Below are 17457 nucleotides of genomic sequence, written 5' to 3'. Positions count from 1 at the left end.
CGGGAGGGGGCGCCCGCAGGCGCCCCCTCCGTGTGTGCCGCTCGTCAGGCGAGCAGTCGTTGCGGCGTCAGCCGAGCGTCGCCAGCAGTTCGCGCAGCGACTTCGCGACCTGCTCCGCACCCTCGGTCCGCTCCAGCTGACCGGCGAGCGCGGTCAGGGTCGAGACCGCGGCACGCCGCTGCGGACCCGAGGAGAACTGCTCCGCGCGATCCACGAAACGATCGACGCGCTCCCAGGTCGAACGGTCGAGCGCTCCGGAACGCAGCGCCTGGTCGTTGTAGGCCCGCGTCACGTTGAAGCTCGGCCGCCACGAGACCGTGGTCTGCATCATCGGCATGTGCTGGTCGTAGACCACCTCGTTGGCCGCGGCGATCTCGTTCGCGGTCAGCTCGTCGGTCGGGGTGAGGTCGAACACGTCGAACCCACGGGCGATCTCCGAACCGTAGACCTGGCCGTTGTACCAGTACCCGGACCAGTAGCCGCCCAGCGTGAGCTGGTTCTCGAAGATCGGACCGCGGTCGAAGTAGCCGATCTCCCGCGGGTTGGCGGTGTCGGTCCAGTCGAACATCGACAGACCGCCCTGGTACCACGCCTGCATCATGATGTCGCGACCCGGGACGGGCACGATGTTGGCCTGGTGGGCGACGCAGTTCTCCGTGCCGGTCTGCACGGCCGGCATCTTGTAGTAGCTCGCGAACTCGAGTCGCTTGCCCTGCGGCGTGTCGACGATGTCGTAGATCGCGTTGGCGCCCCACTCGAGCCGGTCGGTGGCCCGGCAACGTGCGCCGGAGCCGCCACCCCACTCGTCGGTGAACATCACGGCCGAGCCGTCGTTCTTGAAGTTCGCCGAGTGCCAGAACGAGAAGTTGTCGTCCTGCACGTAGGTGATGCGCTCGGGGTTCGCCGGGTCCGAGATGTCGATCAGCAGGCCGTTGCCCATGCAGGCGCCGGCGGCCAGGCCGAGCTCCGGGTAGGCGGTGATGTCGTGGCAGCCGTTGGTGTTGCGGTTGCGCTGGGTGCCCGACGGGTGCATGTTCGGCTCGTTGAGCAGGCCGTTGAGTGCGCCGGTCTCCTCGTCCATGAACAGGCGCGCCTCGTTGACGACCTCGGCCTGCTCGGGGGCGTCGAGGGGCACCTCGATGACCTCGATCTGGTAGCGGCCGGACTCGAAGATCGGCTCTGCGCTCGGACCGGTGTCCACGCAGCCGATGCGCGTCTGCATCGGCGAGTTGTAGCCCGAGTTGTAGACGTACACCGTCGACGGGTCGTTGACGTCCTCGACGACGCGGTGGGTGTGCGACCCACGGCAGGTACGGACGGTCGCGACCTGCTCCGGGTTGCGGACGTCGGAGATGTCGAAGATGCGTACGCCGACGAACATGTCCGGGTCGTTGTTGCCGCTGGTCCCCTGCGTGCCGCAGTCGTAGCGGGCGCGGGTCTGCTCGACGGAGAAGAACAACAGGTCCCCGTGGACGCTCGGGTCACCCTGCCCCCCCGGGCACAGCACCTCGGTCACCAGTGCCGGCGACGAGGGGTCCGAGAGGTCGAAGATCTGGAACCCGGCGAAGTTGCCCTGCACGGCGTAGTGGTCGAAGAAGGTGAGGTCCGAGTTGGCCCAGCTGAACGACCCGACGTTGTTCGGGTCGAACAGGCCACCGTCGGGCTTCTGGAACTGTCCGACCAGGTCCATGCCGAGCGAGGTCTCCTCGGCGTCCAGGAACCCGGCGTCGAGGCCGACCCGGGGGTCGTCGGTGATCGGTTCGCCGGAGCCCGGCACGTCGGCCAGTGCGGCGGCCGGCAGCAGACTGGCGACCAACGCCGTGGACGCGAAGACGCCGAGTAAGCGCCGGACCCGCGTCCTGCGGCTCGAGCGCGATGAACGGTTCCCCATCGTGGTGCTCCCTCCAGAGTTCGGTGACCGCGGGCTCCCAGGGCGGCCGGTACACCGACGGGCCCCACCTGCGGTCCGGCACGCCTCCTCCCGAGGCGCCCTGACTAGACCCTACTGGGCGTTCGGCCGGCCGGCCACGGGTCCGTACTCCAGCCAGGCCACGCGTCCGCGGACCGCGCTCTCACGAGCTGCGGTTCAGGCGGTCTCGGCGCGCCCGACTCGCGGACGACCGTCCCGGCGCCGGCGGCCAACACGGCGACGGCCCGCCACGTTCGTGGCGGGCCGTCGTGTGTCGCGCGCGGGGAGGGATTCGAACCCCCGGCCGCCTGATCCGTAGTCAGGTGCTCTATCCGGACTGAGCTACCCGCGCAAGTTGTGAACTGTTCCTGGCGGAGGCTGAGGGATTTGAACCCTCGAGGGCCTGAAAGACCCAACGGGATTAGCAATCCCGCGCCATAGACCAGACTAGGCGAAGCCTCCAGGCGCCCGCGAACCGGGTGCGGCTCGCGCAGAATAGCAACGGATCCCGGATCCCGCGATCCGGGCCCATCGAACGGCCGTCGTCGCCCGGCCGGACGCCGCGTGCCCGCCCGTAGGCTCGGTTCCCTCCCGAAGGCCGGATGCCGATGCATCCCCTGTCACACCGTCTGCTCGACTCCACGCCCCGCCGTCTGCGGCCCGGGGTCGACTTCGCGGTGGCGACCGCCGAGCGCGCCGGCCGGGAGCGCCTGCCCGGGCTCGCGGCCGAGATCGCGTTCTGGACCGTGCTGTCGCTGCCCTCCCTGCTGTTCACCGTCCTGGCCGTCGGCACGCTCGTCGGCGACGCCATCGCCGACGACTGGCGCCAGACGCTCGTGGACCGGCTGGTCGAGGTCGCCAGCGTCGCGCTCACCGCCGACACGCTGCAGACGGTCCTGCGTCCGCTGCTCGAGGGACTGGTCGAGGAGGGCGGCTTCGGGCTGGCGTCGTTCGGCTTCCTCACCACGCTGTGGGTCGCCTCGCGTGCGGTGAAGGTCGTGCTCAACCTGTTGGCCATCGTCTACAACCGTCCGGGAACCCGTCCGGCGTGGAAGACCCGCCTGCTCGGCCTCGCGTTGACCGTCGGCGCCCTCGCGGCCGGCATCGTGCTGCTGCCCCTGCTGCTCGCCGGCCCGAACTTCGGTGAGCAGCTCGACGACTGGCTCGGCGACGGGGCGCTCAACCTCGCCGAGGTGTGGCGGGTCGGGTACTGGCCGGCGACCGTGGTCACCGCCGCGCTCGCGATCGCGCTGCTGTACCACCTCGGCGTGCCCGGCCACACCTCGTGGTTGCGTGATCTGCCGGGGGCCGTGGTCGCCACGCTCGGGTGGCTGCTCGGCAGTGCGGCGCTACGGCTCTACGGCACCTGGGTCGTCGACGGCGACAGCGCCTACGGGCCGCTCGCCGGCCCCATCGTCGGCCTGCTGTGGCTGTGGGTCACCGGGTTCGCGGTGCTGTTCGGGGCGACCCTCAATGCCCAGATCGAACACCAGTGGCCGCCCGGGGGTGAGAGCCGGTCGGAAGACGAAACGTGAACGTCGTCCCCTCCCCGGGCACGGAGCTCGCCTCGAGCCGTCCGCCGTGGGCCGCGACGATCTGGTTCGCGAGCGCGAGGCCCAACCCGAGTCCGCCGGTGGTGCGGCGGGTGGGGGCGCCACCCCGGTGGAAGCGCTCGAGCACGTGCGGCAGGTCCTCGGGAAGGATCCCCGGTCCCTGGTCGGCGACCCGGACCCGGACCATCTCGCCCTCCTCGACCGCGTCGAGTGCGACCGGGGTGCCCGGTGGGGTGTGCTTGGCGACGTTGGTGAACAGGTTCTCCAGCACGTGGGCCAGCAGTCCGGCGTCGGCACGCACCGACAGGTGATCCGGCACCGACACCGTCACCGGATGGATCGTCGTCACGGTGGTCAGTCGGTGCAACACCGCCTCGACCAGCGGCGCGAGCACCACCGTCTCGACCCGCAGGTCCAGCCGACCCTCCTCCAGCGCGGAGCTCTCCAGCAGCGAACGCACCATGCCGGCCAGGCGTTCGCCGTTGGCGTCGATGCGCCCCGACAGGTCGGCGCGCCGCTCGGCGCCGAGATCGTCCCACCGCTGGGCCAGCGTCTGCCCCAGCCCCTGGATGACCGTCAACGGCGTGCGCAGCTCGTGGGAGACGATCGACACGAAGTCCTGCGTGCGGGCGTCGAGCACCCGCAGTTGCGCGACGGTCTGCGCGGCCTGCTCGAAGCGCAGCGCCCGGTCCAGCGCCCGTCCGGCCTGCTCGGCCAACAACAGCGCGGCCTGGTGCTGCGCCCGGGTGACCGTCCCCTCCAACCGGGCGGCCAGCATGACCGCCACGGGTGCCGCCGCCGGCCCGAGCGGCACACCGATCGTCCCGGCGAACCCGAGCGCCGGCGTCAGCACGCCCGGGGTCGAGCCGTAGTCGTCGAGCACCAGCGGGCGTCCTGCCCGCAGCACCTGGCCGGCGAAGCCCGTCCCCAGCGGGATGTCGGCGACGATCACCTCCCCGGCGACACCGCGCCCGGCGACGTAGCGCAGGTGCCCGGCCGCATGGTCGATCAGGCGGATCGAGACGGCATCGAAGCCGGCCTCGCTGAGCCCGTCGACGACCGCGGCCAGCACGTCCTGGGTGGCGAGCCGATCGGTGCGCAGGACACTGACGAGCAGCTGGGCGCGACGCTCGGCGGCAACCCGGGCCCGCTCGTGCCCCCACCGTGCCGTGGCCAGCGTCACCAGTCCCGCTGCGACGCCCACCGCGACTCCGTACGCGAGCAGCTCCTCGATCACCGCGCACCGTCCTGCCCGTCGAGCGGCAGCTCGACCGACCGGGCGACCGCGGAGCGCAGGCGTCCCCCGGCGGCCAGGACGAGCTGACCAGCCAGCGACGTGGCCAGCCCCTCGGGGATGCCCCGGGCCTCGGGAGCCCCGCGGCTCGGCGGCCGGCCCGACACCGCCACGGCGACGGCAGCCGGTCCGACCGTCGTGACCTCGAGCGCCCGCTCGGGTGCGGTCGACAACAACAGGTCGAGGGCGTGGCGGACCAGTTCGGCGTCCACCCGTACGGCACGGCCCGGCAGGGTCGGATGGGCCCAGGCCAACCGCTCGCCCGCGAGCGGCGTCAACAGTTCGTGCAACCGCACCGGCGCGAGGACCGGCTCGCGCCGGGCCGCCTGGAAGCGCGAGAAGTCGAGCAGGGCGTCGATCGTGTCCCCGAGCTGGGTGGCCTGCCGCCCGAGCCCGGCGAGCAGGGCGACCCGCTGGTCGCCGGGCAGGTCCTCCCCACGGCTGGCCAGGGTCTGGGCGATGCCGCGTACCACCGTCAGCGGGTCGCGCAACTCCTCGGACACCTCGGCCACGAATCCCGAACGCATGTCCTCCAGGCGCCGCATCCGGTCGAGCAGCTGCTGCTGGGTCCGTACGGTGGCCTCGGTCGCGAACACGTGTCCGAGGTGGGCGGCGACCGCCTCGACCACCTCGACGTCCTCGTCGTCGGCGGCACCGACGGTGCGGCGCACGGCGAGCAGGCAGGCGGCGCGGTCGTCTTCGGGGATCGGGGTGAGCACCACCGAGCCGACGTCGGGCCGTTCGGGGCGGCGCAACGGCTGGTTGGTGTAGTCGGCGACCACCAGGGTGCGGCGTTCGGCGATGCAGCGGCCGGCGAGACTCCCGGCCGCCGGGATCGTGGTCCCCTCACCGGGCAACCCGTCGAGGTGCAGCGGCACGATCGTCTCCCCGCGGCGCTCGACGACCGCCGCGGCGTCGAACCCGAGCGAGCGCAGCCCCCGGCAGGCCACCCGCGCTGCATCGGCGAGGTCACGGCCCGGCAGGGTGCGGGCCGTCTCGAGCAGCTCGACGCGCCGTTCGGCGGCACGACGTCCACGCAGCGCCGTGCGACGCCGCCGCTCGAGCGGCGGAACCAGGACCACGATGGCCACCGCGGCGGCCAGCAGGACTGCCGTCAGCACGTCGTTCCCCTGACGTGGCGCCGGGCCGCCGGCCCGAGCTCCCGTGTCGGCGGAGGGTGAGGGATTCGAACCCTCGGGACGCGCGAGGCGCCCGCCGGTTTTCAAGACCGGTGCATTCGTCCGCTCTGCCAACCCTCCAGGTCCGGGCACGCTACCGCCCGCCGCGGCGACGGGCACGGTGGACGGCCACAGGGCCCTCGTGGTCAGGGTCGGCCCGGAGACCGGTCTCGGGGTCCGACCGGGGTGCGGTCCGGGGACCTCCCCGACGGCAGCGGTACGCCGCGTCCTTAGCGTCCGGAGCGATGTCTCCACCGACGCGAAGGACTTCGTCATGCACGCCTCACCAACCCCGCTGCTGTCGGCCGCGGGCGTCACCAAGACCTACCGGACCGGCAGCCACGAGGTCGCCGCCCTGCGCGGCGTCGACCTCGACGTCCACGCCGGGGAGCTCGTGATGGTCATGGGCCCGTCCGGCAACGGCAAGACCACGCTGCTCAACTGCCTGTCCGGGCTCGACGACATCGACGCGGGCACCGTCCACGTCGACGGCGCCGACCTGTTCGCGATGTCCGACGCCGCACGCACCGCCCACCGCGCCCGCTCGATGGGCTTCGTGTTCCAGTCGTTCAACCTCATCCCGGTGCTCTCGGCGGTCGAGAACGTCGAGCTGCCGCTGCTGGTGACGGGCACCCCTGCCCGACTCGCCCGCGAACGGGCCCGGGCACGGTTGGCGCGGGTCGGTCTCGACGCGCGGGCCGACCACCGTCCCGGCGAGCTCTCCGGCGGCGAGCAGCAGCGGGTCACCATCGCGCGGGCGCTGGTGGCCGAGCCGGCGATCGTGTGGGCCGACGAACCGACCGGGGCGCTCGACAGCACCACCGCCGGCGAGGTGATCGAGCTGCTGCGGGAGGTCCACGCCGCCGGCCAGACCCTCGTCGTGGTCACCCACGACGACCGGCTGGGTCGGTCCGGGCAGCGGCTGGTGCAGGTGCGCGACGGCCGGGTCGTCGCCGACGGCCCACCGTCGAGCGACGCCCCCGCCACCGACGCCCCCGTCACCGACGACCCCGCCGCCGACCGGCGGGCCGTGCTCGCCGCGGTCACCGCGGAGACGGCCCGATGACACTCGCGATCCTCACCGGTCTCGTCCTGGTCCTGCTCGCGCCGCTGGTGGTCGCGGCGGTACGCCACCGCGAGATACCGCGCCTGGCCGCACGCAACCTCGCGCGTCGTCGCGCCGAGGCCACGCTCGTGGTCGCCGGCTCCCTGCTCGGCACCGCCATGCTCACCTCGTCGTTCGTCGTCGGCGACGTCGTCGACGGCGCCATCGCCGACGTCGCCCGCACCCAGCTGGGGCCGGTCGACGTCACCCTCACCCCGGCCGACGGCGACCTCGACGCGGTCACGACGGCCGTCCGGGCCGCCGACGTCGACGGCATCGACGGCCTGCTCGCGGTCACCCGGGCGACCGCCACCCTCGAGGTGCCCGCCACCGACGACGTCGAGGCGCGCGCCCTGCCGCGAGCGGACCTGGTGGCACTCGAGCTCGCCGACGCCAGGTCGTTCGGCGGCGACGCCGCGATCACCGGACTCGACCTCGTCGCCGGCGAGCTCGGACGCAACGAGGTGGTGCTGCACGAACGCACCGCCGACCGCCTCGCGGTCGCCGCCGGAGCGCGCCTGCGACTGCACGCCTACGGCGGCACGCGCGAGCTGACCGTCTCGCAGGTCGTGCCGGAGGTGGGATTGGCCGGCTACGGCAACGCGCTCGTCGCCCCGGCCCTGCTCACCGAGCTGGCCGCCGGCGCGGACGACGACGCCGCGCCGCCGCGCCCGCACCTGCTGGTGTCCCTCGACGGCGGGGTGTTCGACACCCGCGACCGCTCCCCGGGCGCCGTGGCCGCGCTGCGCGCGGCGACCACGGACCTCGGCGGCGTGGAGGTCGACGGCGTCAAGGCCACCCTGCTCGACGACGCCGAGCGCCAGGGCGCGTCGCTGGCGGAGCTGTTCACCACCATCGGTTCGTTCAGCGTGCTGGCCGGCATCCTGCTGCTGGTGAACCTGTTCGTGATGCTCGCCGAGGAACGCAAGACCGAACTGGGCATGCTGCGGGCACTCGGGTTCAGCCGTCGCCGGCTGAGCCAGGCGTTCACCTTCGAAGGGGCGCTGTACGCGATCACCGCGGCCCTCACCGGCACCGTGGTCGGCGTCGGCGTCGGCTGGCTCGTCGCCCGTCTCGCCGGCAGCATCTTCGGCCTCGCCGACCAGGGCATCGCGTTCCGACTGGTGCTCGAGCCGTCGAGTCTCGCGCTGGGCGGCCTGCTGGGGCTGACGATCTCGCTGGTGACGATCTGGGTCACCAGCGTCCGCATCGGCCGGCTCAACGTCATCCGTGCCATCCGGGACCTGCCCGAGCCGCGACGCGACGGGGTCGGCGTGCGCCGCGTCGTCGCCGGCGCCGTCGGCGTCGTCGCCGGTGGGGCGGTCAGCCTGCTGGGTCTGGTCGGCGAGCAGCCGATCCCGCTGCTCGTCGGCGTGCCGGTCGCGGCGTTCGCCGCCGGTCCGCTGCTGCGACGGCTGCTCTCCGAACGCTCGGCCCGCATGCTGAGCGCCGGGACCGCCCTGGCCTGGGCGGTGGCCGTCTTCCCACTGTTCGGCGACGTGCTGCGCCAGGCCGAGCTGCCGGTGTTCGTCGTCCAGGGGGTCGTGCTGACCACCGCGGCCGTGTCGCTGGTCGCCACGCTCGACACGGTCTGGTCGCGGCTGTTGTCGCGGCTGGTACCGGGCGACGCCGGACTGGCGGTGCGGCTCGGCCTGGCCTACCCGCTGGCCCGACGGGTGCGCACGTCGCTCCTGCTCGGGATGTTCTCGCTCGTGATCTTCACCATGACGTTCATCGCCTCGCTGACGGCCGCGTTCGACGCCCAGCGCAGCGAGATCGCGGTGGCGGCCGGCGGCGGCTTCGACGTCCTGCTGGACTCCAACGTCGCCAACCCGCTCGCCGGCAGCACCCTGCTCGCGCGCCAGGAGGTGACGGCGGCAGCCGGGCTGCGCCGGGGGTACGCCGAGTTCCTGACGGCCGGCGCCGACGAGGCCCGGGGATGGACGGTCACGGGCGTGGACGCCGACCTGGCCGCGTTCGGTGGACCGGAGCTGACCGAGCGGGACGCGGCGTACGCCGACGACGCGGCCGCCTGGCTGGCCGTCGCGGCCGACCCGACGCTGGCGATCGTTCCCGACGGCTTCCTGGGGGACGGAGGGCCACAGCCCACGGCCGTCGGCGTCGGCGACCGGTTCGAGGTGCTCGACCCGCACGGCGGACCGTCGCGCACGTTGACCGCCGTCGCCGTCGGCCCGGTCGACTTCCCGTGGAACGGCGCGTTCGTCTCCTCGACGTTGACGGCGGACCTGCTGGGGGCGCAGGACGTCGTCTCACGCCACTACCTCGCCGTGGACGGGGTGACGCCCGACGTCCTCGCCGACCGGCTGAGCGCCGCCCATCTCGCCAACGGCGTCGAGGCGCAGAGCTTCACCGCGCTGGTCGACGCGGGGATGCGGCAGGAGAACGCGTTCCTGCAGTTGCTGCAGGGCTTCCTCGGACTGGGTCTGCTGGTCGGCATCGCCGGTCTCGGTGTGGTGATGATCCGTGCCGTGCGCGAGCGACGCCAACAGATCGGCATGCTGCGCGCGATGGGCTTCGGCACGGCGCTGGTCCGCCGCGCGTTCCTCACCGAGGCCGGTCTGATCGCCGCCCAGGGCACCGCGATCGGGGGCGCACTCGGGTTGGTGACCGTCCGGCAGGTGCTGACCAGCTCCGAGGCGTTCGGTGGCGGGACGGTGCCGTTCACCATGCCGTGGGCGGGCCTGCTGGTGATCGGGACGCTGCCGCTGCTCGCCGCGCTGCTCGCGACCGCATGGCCGGCGATCCGCGCGGCGCGCATCGCCCCGGCCGTGGCGCTGCGTGCCAGCGACTGACGGGACAGCGACGGACGCCCAGCGCCGGCGCCTCCGAGACGGGCACCGGCGCTGCGCCCCGAACGGGAGCGCCGGCCGGCGGACCCGACCGGCCGCTGCGTCGGACGGCCGGTCGGGCGGGAGCGGGAGGTCAGCGGCGCCGGCGGCCGGCCGTGCGCGGGTCCCAGGTGCCCTGGGCGACCTGGGGCACGAAGTCGGACAGGTCGACGCCGTCGAGCTCGATCGTCTCGCCGCTCTCGGCGGAGAGGTAGGCGGCCATCATCAGCTCGGTGATCACCAGGCCGTCGCGCACGTTCTCGCGCGGCGTCGTGCCGGCGCGGAACGACGTGACCATGTGCCGGTTCTCGTCGGTGTAGCCGTAGGTGACGGCCTCGTCCTCGAGCAGCGGCATCAGGCCCTGCTCGGCGTTCTGCTTCTCGACGAGGTCCTCGCCCTGCTCACCCTGCAGCTCCCGGCTGAGGAACAACTTCGCCGGGGTGTCGAGCGTGTTGACCTGCATGGAGTACTCCGGACCGAGCAGCTCGAACGACAGCCGCAGGCCGGCGCCGACGTAGCTCCACGACGTGGTGGCCTCGATCACGACCAGCTCACCGTCGCCGTTCTCGAGGTGCACGACCGCGTGGGCGTAGTCCTCCGAGGGGTGGTTGCGGTAGTCGACCTGCTGGTCGTACTCGGCCGCGAGCCGGTCGGCGTAGGCGGGGCGCGTCCACTTCAGCCCGGCGATCGAGGCGCTGACCGAGATCGGCGTGAGCCACGTGTTGGCGTCCTCGCCGGGCGGGGTGAGCAGGAACCGGCCGGCCTCGACCGAGTGGCACATCATGTCGCTGAGCACGCCACCGCCCTGCTCGGTGCCGTTCCAGAACCACGAGCGGTGCGGGCCGGCATGCTCCTCGCTGGCACGCGCGAGGTAGGGCGACCCCGCCAGCGCGGCACCGCGCGTCCAGACGATCTCCTTGGACCGGGTCAGCCCGGGGGCGAACACCTGGTTCTCGAGGTACCCGCCCAGGATCCCGGCGCCCTCGATCGCGTCGACGACCCGCCGGGCCTCGGCCAGCGTGCGCGCCAGCGGCTTCTCGATCGCGATGCCGACCAACTCGGCGCGCCCGGAGGCCACCTCCTCGCAGATCCGCTCGATCATCTCCACGCGCACGTGGTTGGGCGCGGTGACCCAGATCGCCTGCACCCGCGGGTCGCGGACCAGCTCGACCAGGTCGTCGGTCGTGGTCGGGTCGCCGACGCCGAGCTGCCGGCAGCGCTCCGCCAACTGCTTCGCGGTCGCCTCGTTGCGGCTCTGCACCGCGACGATGTCCGCCCCGCGGACCCCGACCCAGCTCTGCACGTGGAAGTTGCCGATGAAGCCGCTCCCGACGATCCCGACTCCGAGCGGTTGGTTCACACCAGTCTCCGTTCCCTCGCGTTTCATTGCCTGAGCCGCCGTTGACGGCCGTAGGCGGACAGCAGGACGATGAGGATCAGGCCGTTGACGATCTGGCGTCCGGCGGCCCCGATGTTGAGCGCCACGAGCAGGCTCGTCAGCGCCTGCAGCACGACGGCGCCGATGACCGTGCCCAGGTAGCCGCCGACGCCGCCCGCCAGCGTCGTGCCCCCGATGACGACCGCGGCGATGGAGATCAGCTGGTACTGGTCGGCGAGGCTGATCGAGGCCGCGCCGCTGTAACCGATCAGCATGACGCCGCCCAGTGCCGCGAACAGGCTGGAGGCCACGTAGACCAACACCAGGTTGCGCTGCACGTTGATGCCCGACAGGTAGGCCGTCTCCCGGTTGGCACCCAGCGCGTAGACGCGGCGCCCGAACGTCGTGCGACGCAGCAGCGCGACGACGCCGACCGCGATGATCAGCCAGATCCACACCGATCCGCGGATGCCGAGGACCGTGCGGGCGTTGACCAGCTGTGACAGCGCTGCGGGCGCGCGACCCTCGGGCTGCCCGCCGGAGTACACCCGGATGATGCCCTGCACGACGGCCACCATGCCCAGCGTCATCACCAGCGGCGGGATGCGCAGGTAGGCCACGCCGACGCCGTTGACCACCCCGACCAGCCCGCAGAACAACAGGGCGGTGGCGACGGCGAGCAGCAACCGGCCGTCCTCGCCGCCGCTCACCTGCGCCACGACGATGGCCGAGAAGGTCGCGATCTTGCCGACCGACAGGTCGATGCCCTCGCCGCCGGCGAGGATGACGATGGTCTGTCCCGCGGCGATCACGCCGAGGAAGGCCGCGACGCGCAGCACGTTCATGACCGTGCCGTAGGAGCCGAAGCCCGGCACGAGCAGGTTGCCGACCACGAACAGGAGCACGGCCACGATCCCCGCCAGGACCACGGGGTTGCGCAGCAGGTCCCGGACGTCGGGTCGTCCGCCCGAGTCGGTCACGCGTGTCTCGGTGGCGCTCATCGTCCGCCCCTCCGGTTCGACCACAGCCCGGCCAACGCCAGCGCCGCGATCACGAGCAGGCCGTCGATCAGCTGGCGCATCTCGGTGGGTGGCCGCAGGGCCACCACGATGTTGCTGAGCAACTGCAGCACCAGCACGCCGACCACGGTGCCCCCGGCGCCACCGGCGCCACCCGACAGGCGCGTGCCGCCGATGACCAGCGCCGCGATGGAGATCAGGGTCAGCCCGCCGCCCGAGAGCGCGTCGCCCGAGCCGCTGTTGGCGAGCATCGCGAACGCGGCCAGGCCGGCGAACGCGCCACCGACGACGTAGGTGAGCACCTGCACGCCGACCACCCGCACGCCGGTGGCGTAGGCAGCCAGCTCGTCCCCGCCGACCGCGTAGACGTGGCGCAGGAAGCGGGTGCGCTTGAGCAGCAGCCACAGGCCGACCAGGCCGAGCAGCAGCCACGCGCCGTTGGGGATGCCGAGCGTGGTGTCGCGGAAGCCCTGGGTGAAGCCCTGCGGCATGCGCGGGGCGGCCTCGCCGGACCCGGCCGGCGGCAGGACCCACAGCGCGAGCCCGGCCCACACGAAGCTGGTGGCGAAGGTGGCCACGATCGGCTGGAGTCGCACGATGCCCACCAGCACCCCGTTGACCAACCCACAGGCCGCGCCGGTGGCGAGGCCGACCGCCATGGCGGGCAGCAGCCCCAGCGGTTCGACGAGGGTGACCGTGACGACGCTGGCCAGCGCGGCGGTGACGCCGATGGAGAGGTCGATGCCCCGGCCGATCACGATGATCGTCTGCCCGACGGCGACGGCCGCGAGCGGCAGGGCGTTGGCCATGATCGAACGGATGTTGAACGCGGTCAGGAAGTTGTCGTTGACCACGACGTTGATGGCGAAGGCGATGGCCAACAGGACGAACGCGGTCGCCGTCGGCAGCCGGCCGGCCATCAGCCAGGCCATGGCGTCGCGGGCCCGGTCGCCGGCGTCGGAGCTGCCGGTCGCGTCGGGCTGCGGTGGTCGCACCTGGGTGCCGCTCATCGGTCCACCACCTGCAGGGAGGAGGCCACCAGCCGGTCACGGCTGAGGTCGGCACGGTGCAGTTCGTCGACGACCCGGCCCTCGTAGAACACCAGCACCCGATGGCTGAGCCCGAGCAGTTCCTCGTCGTCGCTGGAGTTGAGGATCACGGCGACCCCTTCCTCGGTGAGTCGGGCGATGACCTCGTAGAGCTCGTCCTTGGCCGCGACGTCGATGCCCTTGGTCGGGTCGTCGAGGAGCACCACCCGTGGCTGCTCGAGCAGCCACTTGCCGACCACGACCTTCTGCTGGTTGCCGCCCGAGAGCGTGCTGACCGGGTCGTTGACCGAGCCGAGCTTGATGCGCAACTGCTCGACGGCCTGGTCGGCCGCGGCCCGCTCGCGCTTCTGGCTGAGCACGCCGGGGACGACGGCCCGGCCCCGCATGCTCGCCAGGGTCAGGTTCTCGAGGATGGGACGCACGGGCAGCAGCCCCTCGCGGGCCCGGTTGCCCGGGACGAAGGCGATGCCCTCGGCGACCGCGTGGCTGGGACGGCGGATGCGCAGTTCGCGTCCGTCGAGCAGCAGTCGTCCCGATCGACGGCGTTGGGCCCCGAAGATGGCCGCGAGCAGGGCGGACTGCCCCTGGCCGGCGAGACCGCCCAGGCCGAGCACCTCGCCGGCGTGGACCTCGAGCGACACCCCGGCGAGCCGGTCACCGACGACGTCCTCGACCTGCAGCACGACGGGCTGTCGTTCGGCCGCCATCGGGATCGTGGCCCCGGTCGACTCGGCCACACCGGTCTGGCGCCCCACCATCATCTCGACCAGTTGCGCCTCACTGGTCTCGGCGAGTTGCACCGCCCCGGCCACCTCGCCGTTGCGCAGCACCGTCGCGCGATCGCACAGGGCGTAGATCTCGCCCATGCGGTGGGAGGTGAACAGCACCAGGATCCCGTCGTCGCGCAGTTGCCGCACCACGTCGAAGAGCACCTCGACCTGGGCGGCGTGCAGCGAGGCGGTGGCCTCGTCGAGGACGAGCACCCGCGGCTCACGGGCGATGGCCTTGCAGATCTCGATGACCTGCTGCTCCCCCGGCGAGAGCTGGCCGACGGGGACGTCCACCGGCAGCCGATCGCCGGAGAACGCGCCGGCGAAGCGTCGCAGCACCGCCTCGGCCCGGCTGCGGATGGCCCGCGGACGCAGGAAGCCGGCCGTGGTCGCCTCGAACGCCAGGCCGACGTTGGCGGCCACGGTCAGGTCCGGGATCAGACTCAGTTCCTGGTAGACGGCGGCGATGCCCAGGCGGTGCGCGTCCTGGGGACGCGTCACGCGCAGCGGCTCCCCGTCGAGGCGCAGCTCGGCCTGGTCGGGGGCGGCGATGCCGGTCAGGATCTTGTTCATCGTGCTCTTGCCGGAGCCGTTGGCTCCGAGCAGCGCATGCACCTCGCCGCGCTCGGCGAACAGGTCGGCGCCGTTGAGGGCGCGGACCCCGCCGTACCGCTTGTGCACGTCCCGCATCTCGAGGAAGGACACCAGGGGCTCCGTCGCTCACGCCGTCGTCGTCGACGACGGCGGCTGCCGGGCAGGAGGAGGATGGCGGGGCACCGGTGGCGCGGTGGGTGGGATGCGGCACCGGTGCCCCGTCGTGCGACTACTGCAGGTAGTCGCGGACCTCGTCCTCGGAGAGGATCACGTCGACGGAGTAGCCGTCGGGCTGCCCCTCGACGTCGGCGAGCCACGCGTCGAGCTCGCTGCTGGTGACCGAGTCGGGCAGCGGCAGGAAGACCGTGTTGCCGTTCTCGAGCTGCGACTCGTCGATCGACTCGCCCTGGAGCTCGAGCAGCGCGAAGCGCAGCGCCGTGGCGCCGACACCCGGCGGGTTCACCACGCCGATGGTGTCGATCCCGGCCTCGTCCCACAGCCGCAGGTACCCGGCGCGGGCCTCACCGGTGGTGGTGATGTCGAGGCGGTCCTCGTCGATCAGGGCCCGCAGCACGCCCTCGGCGACGCCGTCCTGCGCCCACACCCCGTCGATCGTGTCGCCGTACTGGCCGAGCAGCTCCTGCATGACGGTCTGGCCCTCGGCCTGGCTCCAGTTGGCGTTGCCCTGGGCCACGACCTCGATGCCGTGCTCCTCGAAGACCTCCTGCGCGCCGCCCCAGCGGGCCTCGTTGGCAGGGTGGCCGGCGATGCCGTTGACGCCGACGATCTGGGCACCCTCACCGAGTTCCTCGGCGAGCCACTCGGCGCTGATCTGCGCCCATTCCGACTGGTCGATGACGATGTTGCGGACGGCCTCGCTGGTCACGGCCTGGTCCACGGCGTAGATGTTCACGCCCTCCGCCGCGGCCTCCTCGAACGCCGCGTTGAGCGCGTCGGGCGAGTTCGGGTTGATGATGATCGCGTCGACGCCCTGGTTGACGAGGTTGCGGATCTGTTCGATCTGCCCCGCCTCGTCGACGTCGTCGCTCTCGATGATGAGCTCGTCGACGAGTCCCTGCTCCTCGTACTCGGCGAAGACCTCCTCGATGTTGGCGATCATCTGGGTCCGCCACTCACTGCCGGTGAACCCGTTGCTGACGCCGATGGTGAACGGACCGGCCGCAGCCTCCCCGCCCTCCTCGCCACCGGTTCCGGCGGTGTCCTGGCCGTCGCCGCCGTTCCCGCCGTCGCCGCCGTTGCCGCCGCACGCGGCGAGCGCCAACGTGGTCGCGGCGCCCATGGCGAACAGTCGACCCCTCACTCGTGTCCTGCGCATCCCGTATCTCCCTGTTGGTTCCGCCGGTGCGGATGGTTCGGCCAGGACCCGCAGCGCTCGAGGCTCCGGGTCCTGCAGTCGTCAGGTCACCCCGTTGACGAGGCGGTCGACCGCCGAGGGCGCGAGCACCTCGGCGAGCACCATGGCGCTCGCCCCGGTGATCCCGGCCCGTTCCCCTTCCTGCGCGGGCACCACCCGGAGGTGGCGCGTCGCGAGTGGCAGGGAACGTCGGTAGACGACCTCGCGGACGCCCGCGAGCAGTTGCTCGTGGGCGTTCGCCAGGTCCCCGCCGATGACGATGACGGCGGGATTGAAGAAGTTGACGGCCGCGGCCAGCACCCGACCGAGCTCCCGGCCGGCTTCGCGCACGGCCCGGGTCGCCTCGCGGTCACCGGCCTTGACCAGCGCCACCACGTCACGGGCGTCGTGCGCGTCGCGGCCCAGCGCGCGCAACCGGTCGGCGATGGCCTGCCCACCGGCGACCGCCTCGACGCAGCCGGTGTTGCCGCACCGGCACAGTGCGTGGTCGGCGTCGGGGACCCGGACGTGGCCGATGTCGCCGGCCGCCCCCTGCGCGCCACGATGCACCCGACCGGACGCGATCACGCCGCAGCCGATGCCGGTGCCGACCTTGATGAACAGCAGGTCGTCGACCTGTGCGCGCCAGGCGGTCCAGTACTCCCCGAGCGCCATGATGTTGACGTCGTTGTCGACCAGGACCGGCACGTCGAAGTCGGCGAAGTGCCGGGGCACGGGGAAGCCGTCCCAGCCCGGCATGATCGGCGGGGAGACCGCCCGCCCCGAGCCGTGTTCGACCGGTCCGGGCAGACCGATACCGATGCCCCGGACCTCGTCGCGGCTCCGGCCGATCCGGGTGAGCAGGGCGTCGAAGCACGCCCGGACGGCGTCGAGCACGGGTTCCGGCCCGTCGGCCACGGCCCAGTTCTCGGCCTGCTCGGCCAGCACCGTCCCGGCGAGGTCGGTGACGGCCAGTTGCGCATGGGTGGCACCGAGGTCGGCGACCAGCACGAGCCCGTTCTCGTGGTGGAACCGGAGGCGGACCGCGGGGCGTCCACCGGTCGAGGCACCTGCCCCGTCCTGGACCACCAGGCCGGCAGCGAGCAGCGCCTCGATCCGCTGGCTGACGGCTGACCGCGAGATGCCGCTGAGCTCGACCAACTGCGGCCGCGTGCAGGCGTCGCTGTCGCGCAGCAACTGCAGCAGGTGACCTGCCGAACCCGGTGCGGGCATCGGCGGTCGCACGGTCGTGGTGGCGTCGCTCATGGGCGTAGTGTTAACCGACCGAACTTCCGTCTGTCAAGAACAAAAGATGCGCTGGTCGGGATTGCAAGTCCCTTCGACACGACCGCCGACTCGACGATCTGGGCAGGTAGAACCGGGCAGGCCGCCCGAAGGACCCCCC

At 72.5% G+C, this 17457-nt stretch carries 12 protein-coding genes and 3 tRNA genes; 3 read left to right on the top strand and 12 right to left on the bottom strand.

The features are described from left to right. Window positions 1-67: 67 nt before the first annotated feature. The 3 genes from ELR47_RS02435 to ELR47_RS02425 all read right to left on the bottom strand — a co-directional run bounded on the left by ELR47_RS02435 (window position 68) and on the right by ELR47_RS02425 (window position 2371). On the bottom strand, window positions 68-1816 hold the full coding sequence (locus tag ELR47_RS02435) for an LVIVD repeat-containing protein (protein ID WP_165403799.1): 1749 nt from the start codon (window positions 1814-1816) through the stop codon (window positions 68-70). A gap of 370 nt (window positions 1817-2186) precedes the next feature. Continuing rightward, window positions 2187-2261 (bottom strand) — tRNA-Arg (locus ELR47_RS02430). Between the two features lie 17 nt (window positions 2262-2278). Further along, window positions 2279-2371 (bottom strand) — tRNA-Ser (locus ELR47_RS02425). A gap of 140 nt (window positions 2372-2511) precedes the next feature. Here ELR47_RS02425 and ELR47_RS02420 point away from each other — a divergent pair. Further along, window positions 2512-3444, top strand: coding sequence for a YihY/virulence factor BrkB family protein (locus ELR47_RS02420; protein WP_130648440.1), 933 nt, complete (start codon window positions 2512-2514; stop codon window positions 3442-3444). Here ELR47_RS02420 and ELR47_RS02415 read toward each other — a convergent pair. The 3 genes from ELR47_RS02415 to ELR47_RS02405 all read right to left on the bottom strand — a co-directional run bounded on the left by ELR47_RS02415 (window position 3380) and on the right by ELR47_RS02405 (window position 6015). Then, entirely contained in the window at window positions 3380-4699 is a 1320-nt protein-coding gene (locus tag ELR47_RS02415; protein WP_130648439.1) for a GAF domain-containing sensor histidine kinase, read from the bottom strand. The two genes, ELR47_RS02420 and ELR47_RS02415, sit on opposite strands and share 65 nt — an antisense overlap. Next, a complete protein-coding gene (locus ELR47_RS02410; RefSeq protein WP_130648438.1) occupies window positions 4696-5877 on the bottom strand; it encodes a GAF domain-containing protein in 1182 nt (393 codons plus the stop codon). The genes ELR47_RS02415 and ELR47_RS02410 overlap by 4 nt, the downstream gene beginning before the upstream one ends. 50 nt (window positions 5878-5927) lie before the next feature. Further along, window positions 5928-6015, bottom strand: a tRNA-Ser gene (locus ELR47_RS02405). Window positions 6016-6208: 193 nt separating this feature from the next. Here ELR47_RS02405 and ELR47_RS02400 point away from each other — a divergent pair. After that, entirely contained in the window at window positions 6209-7000 is a 792-nt protein-coding gene (locus ELR47_RS02400; RefSeq protein WP_130648437.1) for an ABC transporter ATP-binding protein, read from the top strand. Then, window positions 6997-9852, top strand: coding sequence for an ABC transporter permease (locus tag ELR47_RS02395; protein ID WP_130648436.1), 2856 nt, complete (start codon window positions 6997-6999; stop codon window positions 9850-9852). The genes ELR47_RS02400 and ELR47_RS02395 overlap by 4 nt, the downstream gene beginning before the upstream one ends. A gap of 130 nt (window positions 9853-9982) precedes the next feature. Here ELR47_RS02395 and ELR47_RS02390 read toward each other — a convergent pair whose 3' ends face one another. The 6 genes from ELR47_RS02390 to ELR47_RS02365 all read right to left on the bottom strand — a co-directional run bounded on the left by ELR47_RS02390 (window position 9983) and on the right by ELR47_RS02365 (window position 17318). Continuing rightward, window positions 9983-11248, bottom strand: a complete 1266-nt coding sequence (locus tag ELR47_RS02390) for a Gfo/Idh/MocA family protein (RefSeq protein ID WP_205745406.1) — start codon at window positions 11246-11248, stop codon at window positions 9983-9985. Between the two features lie 23 nt (window positions 11249-11271). Then, window positions 11272-12267: an ABC transporter permease gene (locus ELR47_RS02385; protein WP_130648434.1), complete on the bottom strand. Its 996-nt coding sequence runs from the start codon at window positions 12265-12267 to the stop codon at window positions 11272-11274. Beyond that, entirely contained in the window at window positions 12264-13295 is a 1032-nt protein-coding gene (locus ELR47_RS02380; RefSeq protein ID WP_130648433.1) for an ABC transporter permease, read from the bottom strand. The genes ELR47_RS02385 and ELR47_RS02380 overlap by 4 nt, the downstream gene beginning before the upstream one ends. Beyond that, complete coding sequence (locus ELR47_RS02375; protein WP_205745405.1) at window positions 13292-14809, bottom strand: sugar ABC transporter ATP-binding protein; 1518 nt, start codon at window positions 14807-14809, stop codon at window positions 13292-13294. The genes ELR47_RS02380 and ELR47_RS02375 overlap by 4 nt, the downstream gene beginning before the upstream one ends. A 118-nt stretch (window positions 14810-14927) precedes the next feature. Then, window positions 14928-16019, bottom strand: a complete 1092-nt coding sequence (locus tag ELR47_RS02370; RefSeq protein WP_205745404.1) for a substrate-binding domain-containing protein — start codon at window positions 16017-16019, stop codon at window positions 14928-14930. A gap of 96 nt (window positions 16020-16115) precedes the next feature. Continuing rightward, window positions 16116-17318 carry an ROK family transcriptional regulator gene (locus ELR47_RS02365; RefSeq protein ID WP_205745403.1) on the bottom strand — a complete coding sequence of 401 codons (1203 nt, stop codon included), beginning with the start codon at window positions 17316-17318 and terminating at the stop codon, window positions 16116-16118. Window positions 17319-17457 lie beyond the last annotated feature (139 nt).

Source organism: Egicoccus halophilus, assembly GCF_004300825.1.
Classification (GTDB): domain Bacteria; phylum Actinomycetota; class Nitriliruptoria; order Nitriliruptorales; family Nitriliruptoraceae; genus Egicoccus; species Egicoccus halophilus.
This window is presented reverse-complemented; position numbering and strand designations above follow the sequence as displayed.

Bases quoted from the DNA above. Each gene is read 5' to 3' on its own strand.
- ELR47_RS02420 (WP_130648440.1), top strand. From the start codon at position 2,512: ATGCCGATGCATCCCCTGTCACACCGTCTGCTCGACTCCACGCCCCGC.
- ELR47_RS02400 (WP_130648437.1), top strand. From the start codon at position 6,209: ATGCACGCCTCACCAACCCCGCTGCTGTCGGCCGCGGGCGTCACCAAG.
- ELR47_RS02395 (WP_130648436.1), top strand. From the start codon at position 6,997: ATGACACTCGCGATCCTCACCGGTCTCGTCCTGGTCCTGCTCGCGCCG.
- ELR47_RS02385 (WP_130648434.1), bottom strand. From the start codon at position 12,267: ATGAGCGCCACCGAGACACGCGTGACCGACTCGGGCGGACGACCCGAC.
- ELR47_RS02380 (WP_130648433.1), bottom strand. From the start codon at position 13,295: ATGAGCGGCACCCAGGTGCGACCACCGCAGCCCGACGCGACCGGCAGC.
- ELR47_RS02365 (WP_205745403.1), bottom strand. From the start codon at position 17,318: ATGAGCGACGCCACCACGACCGTGCGACCGCCGATGCCCGCACCGGGT.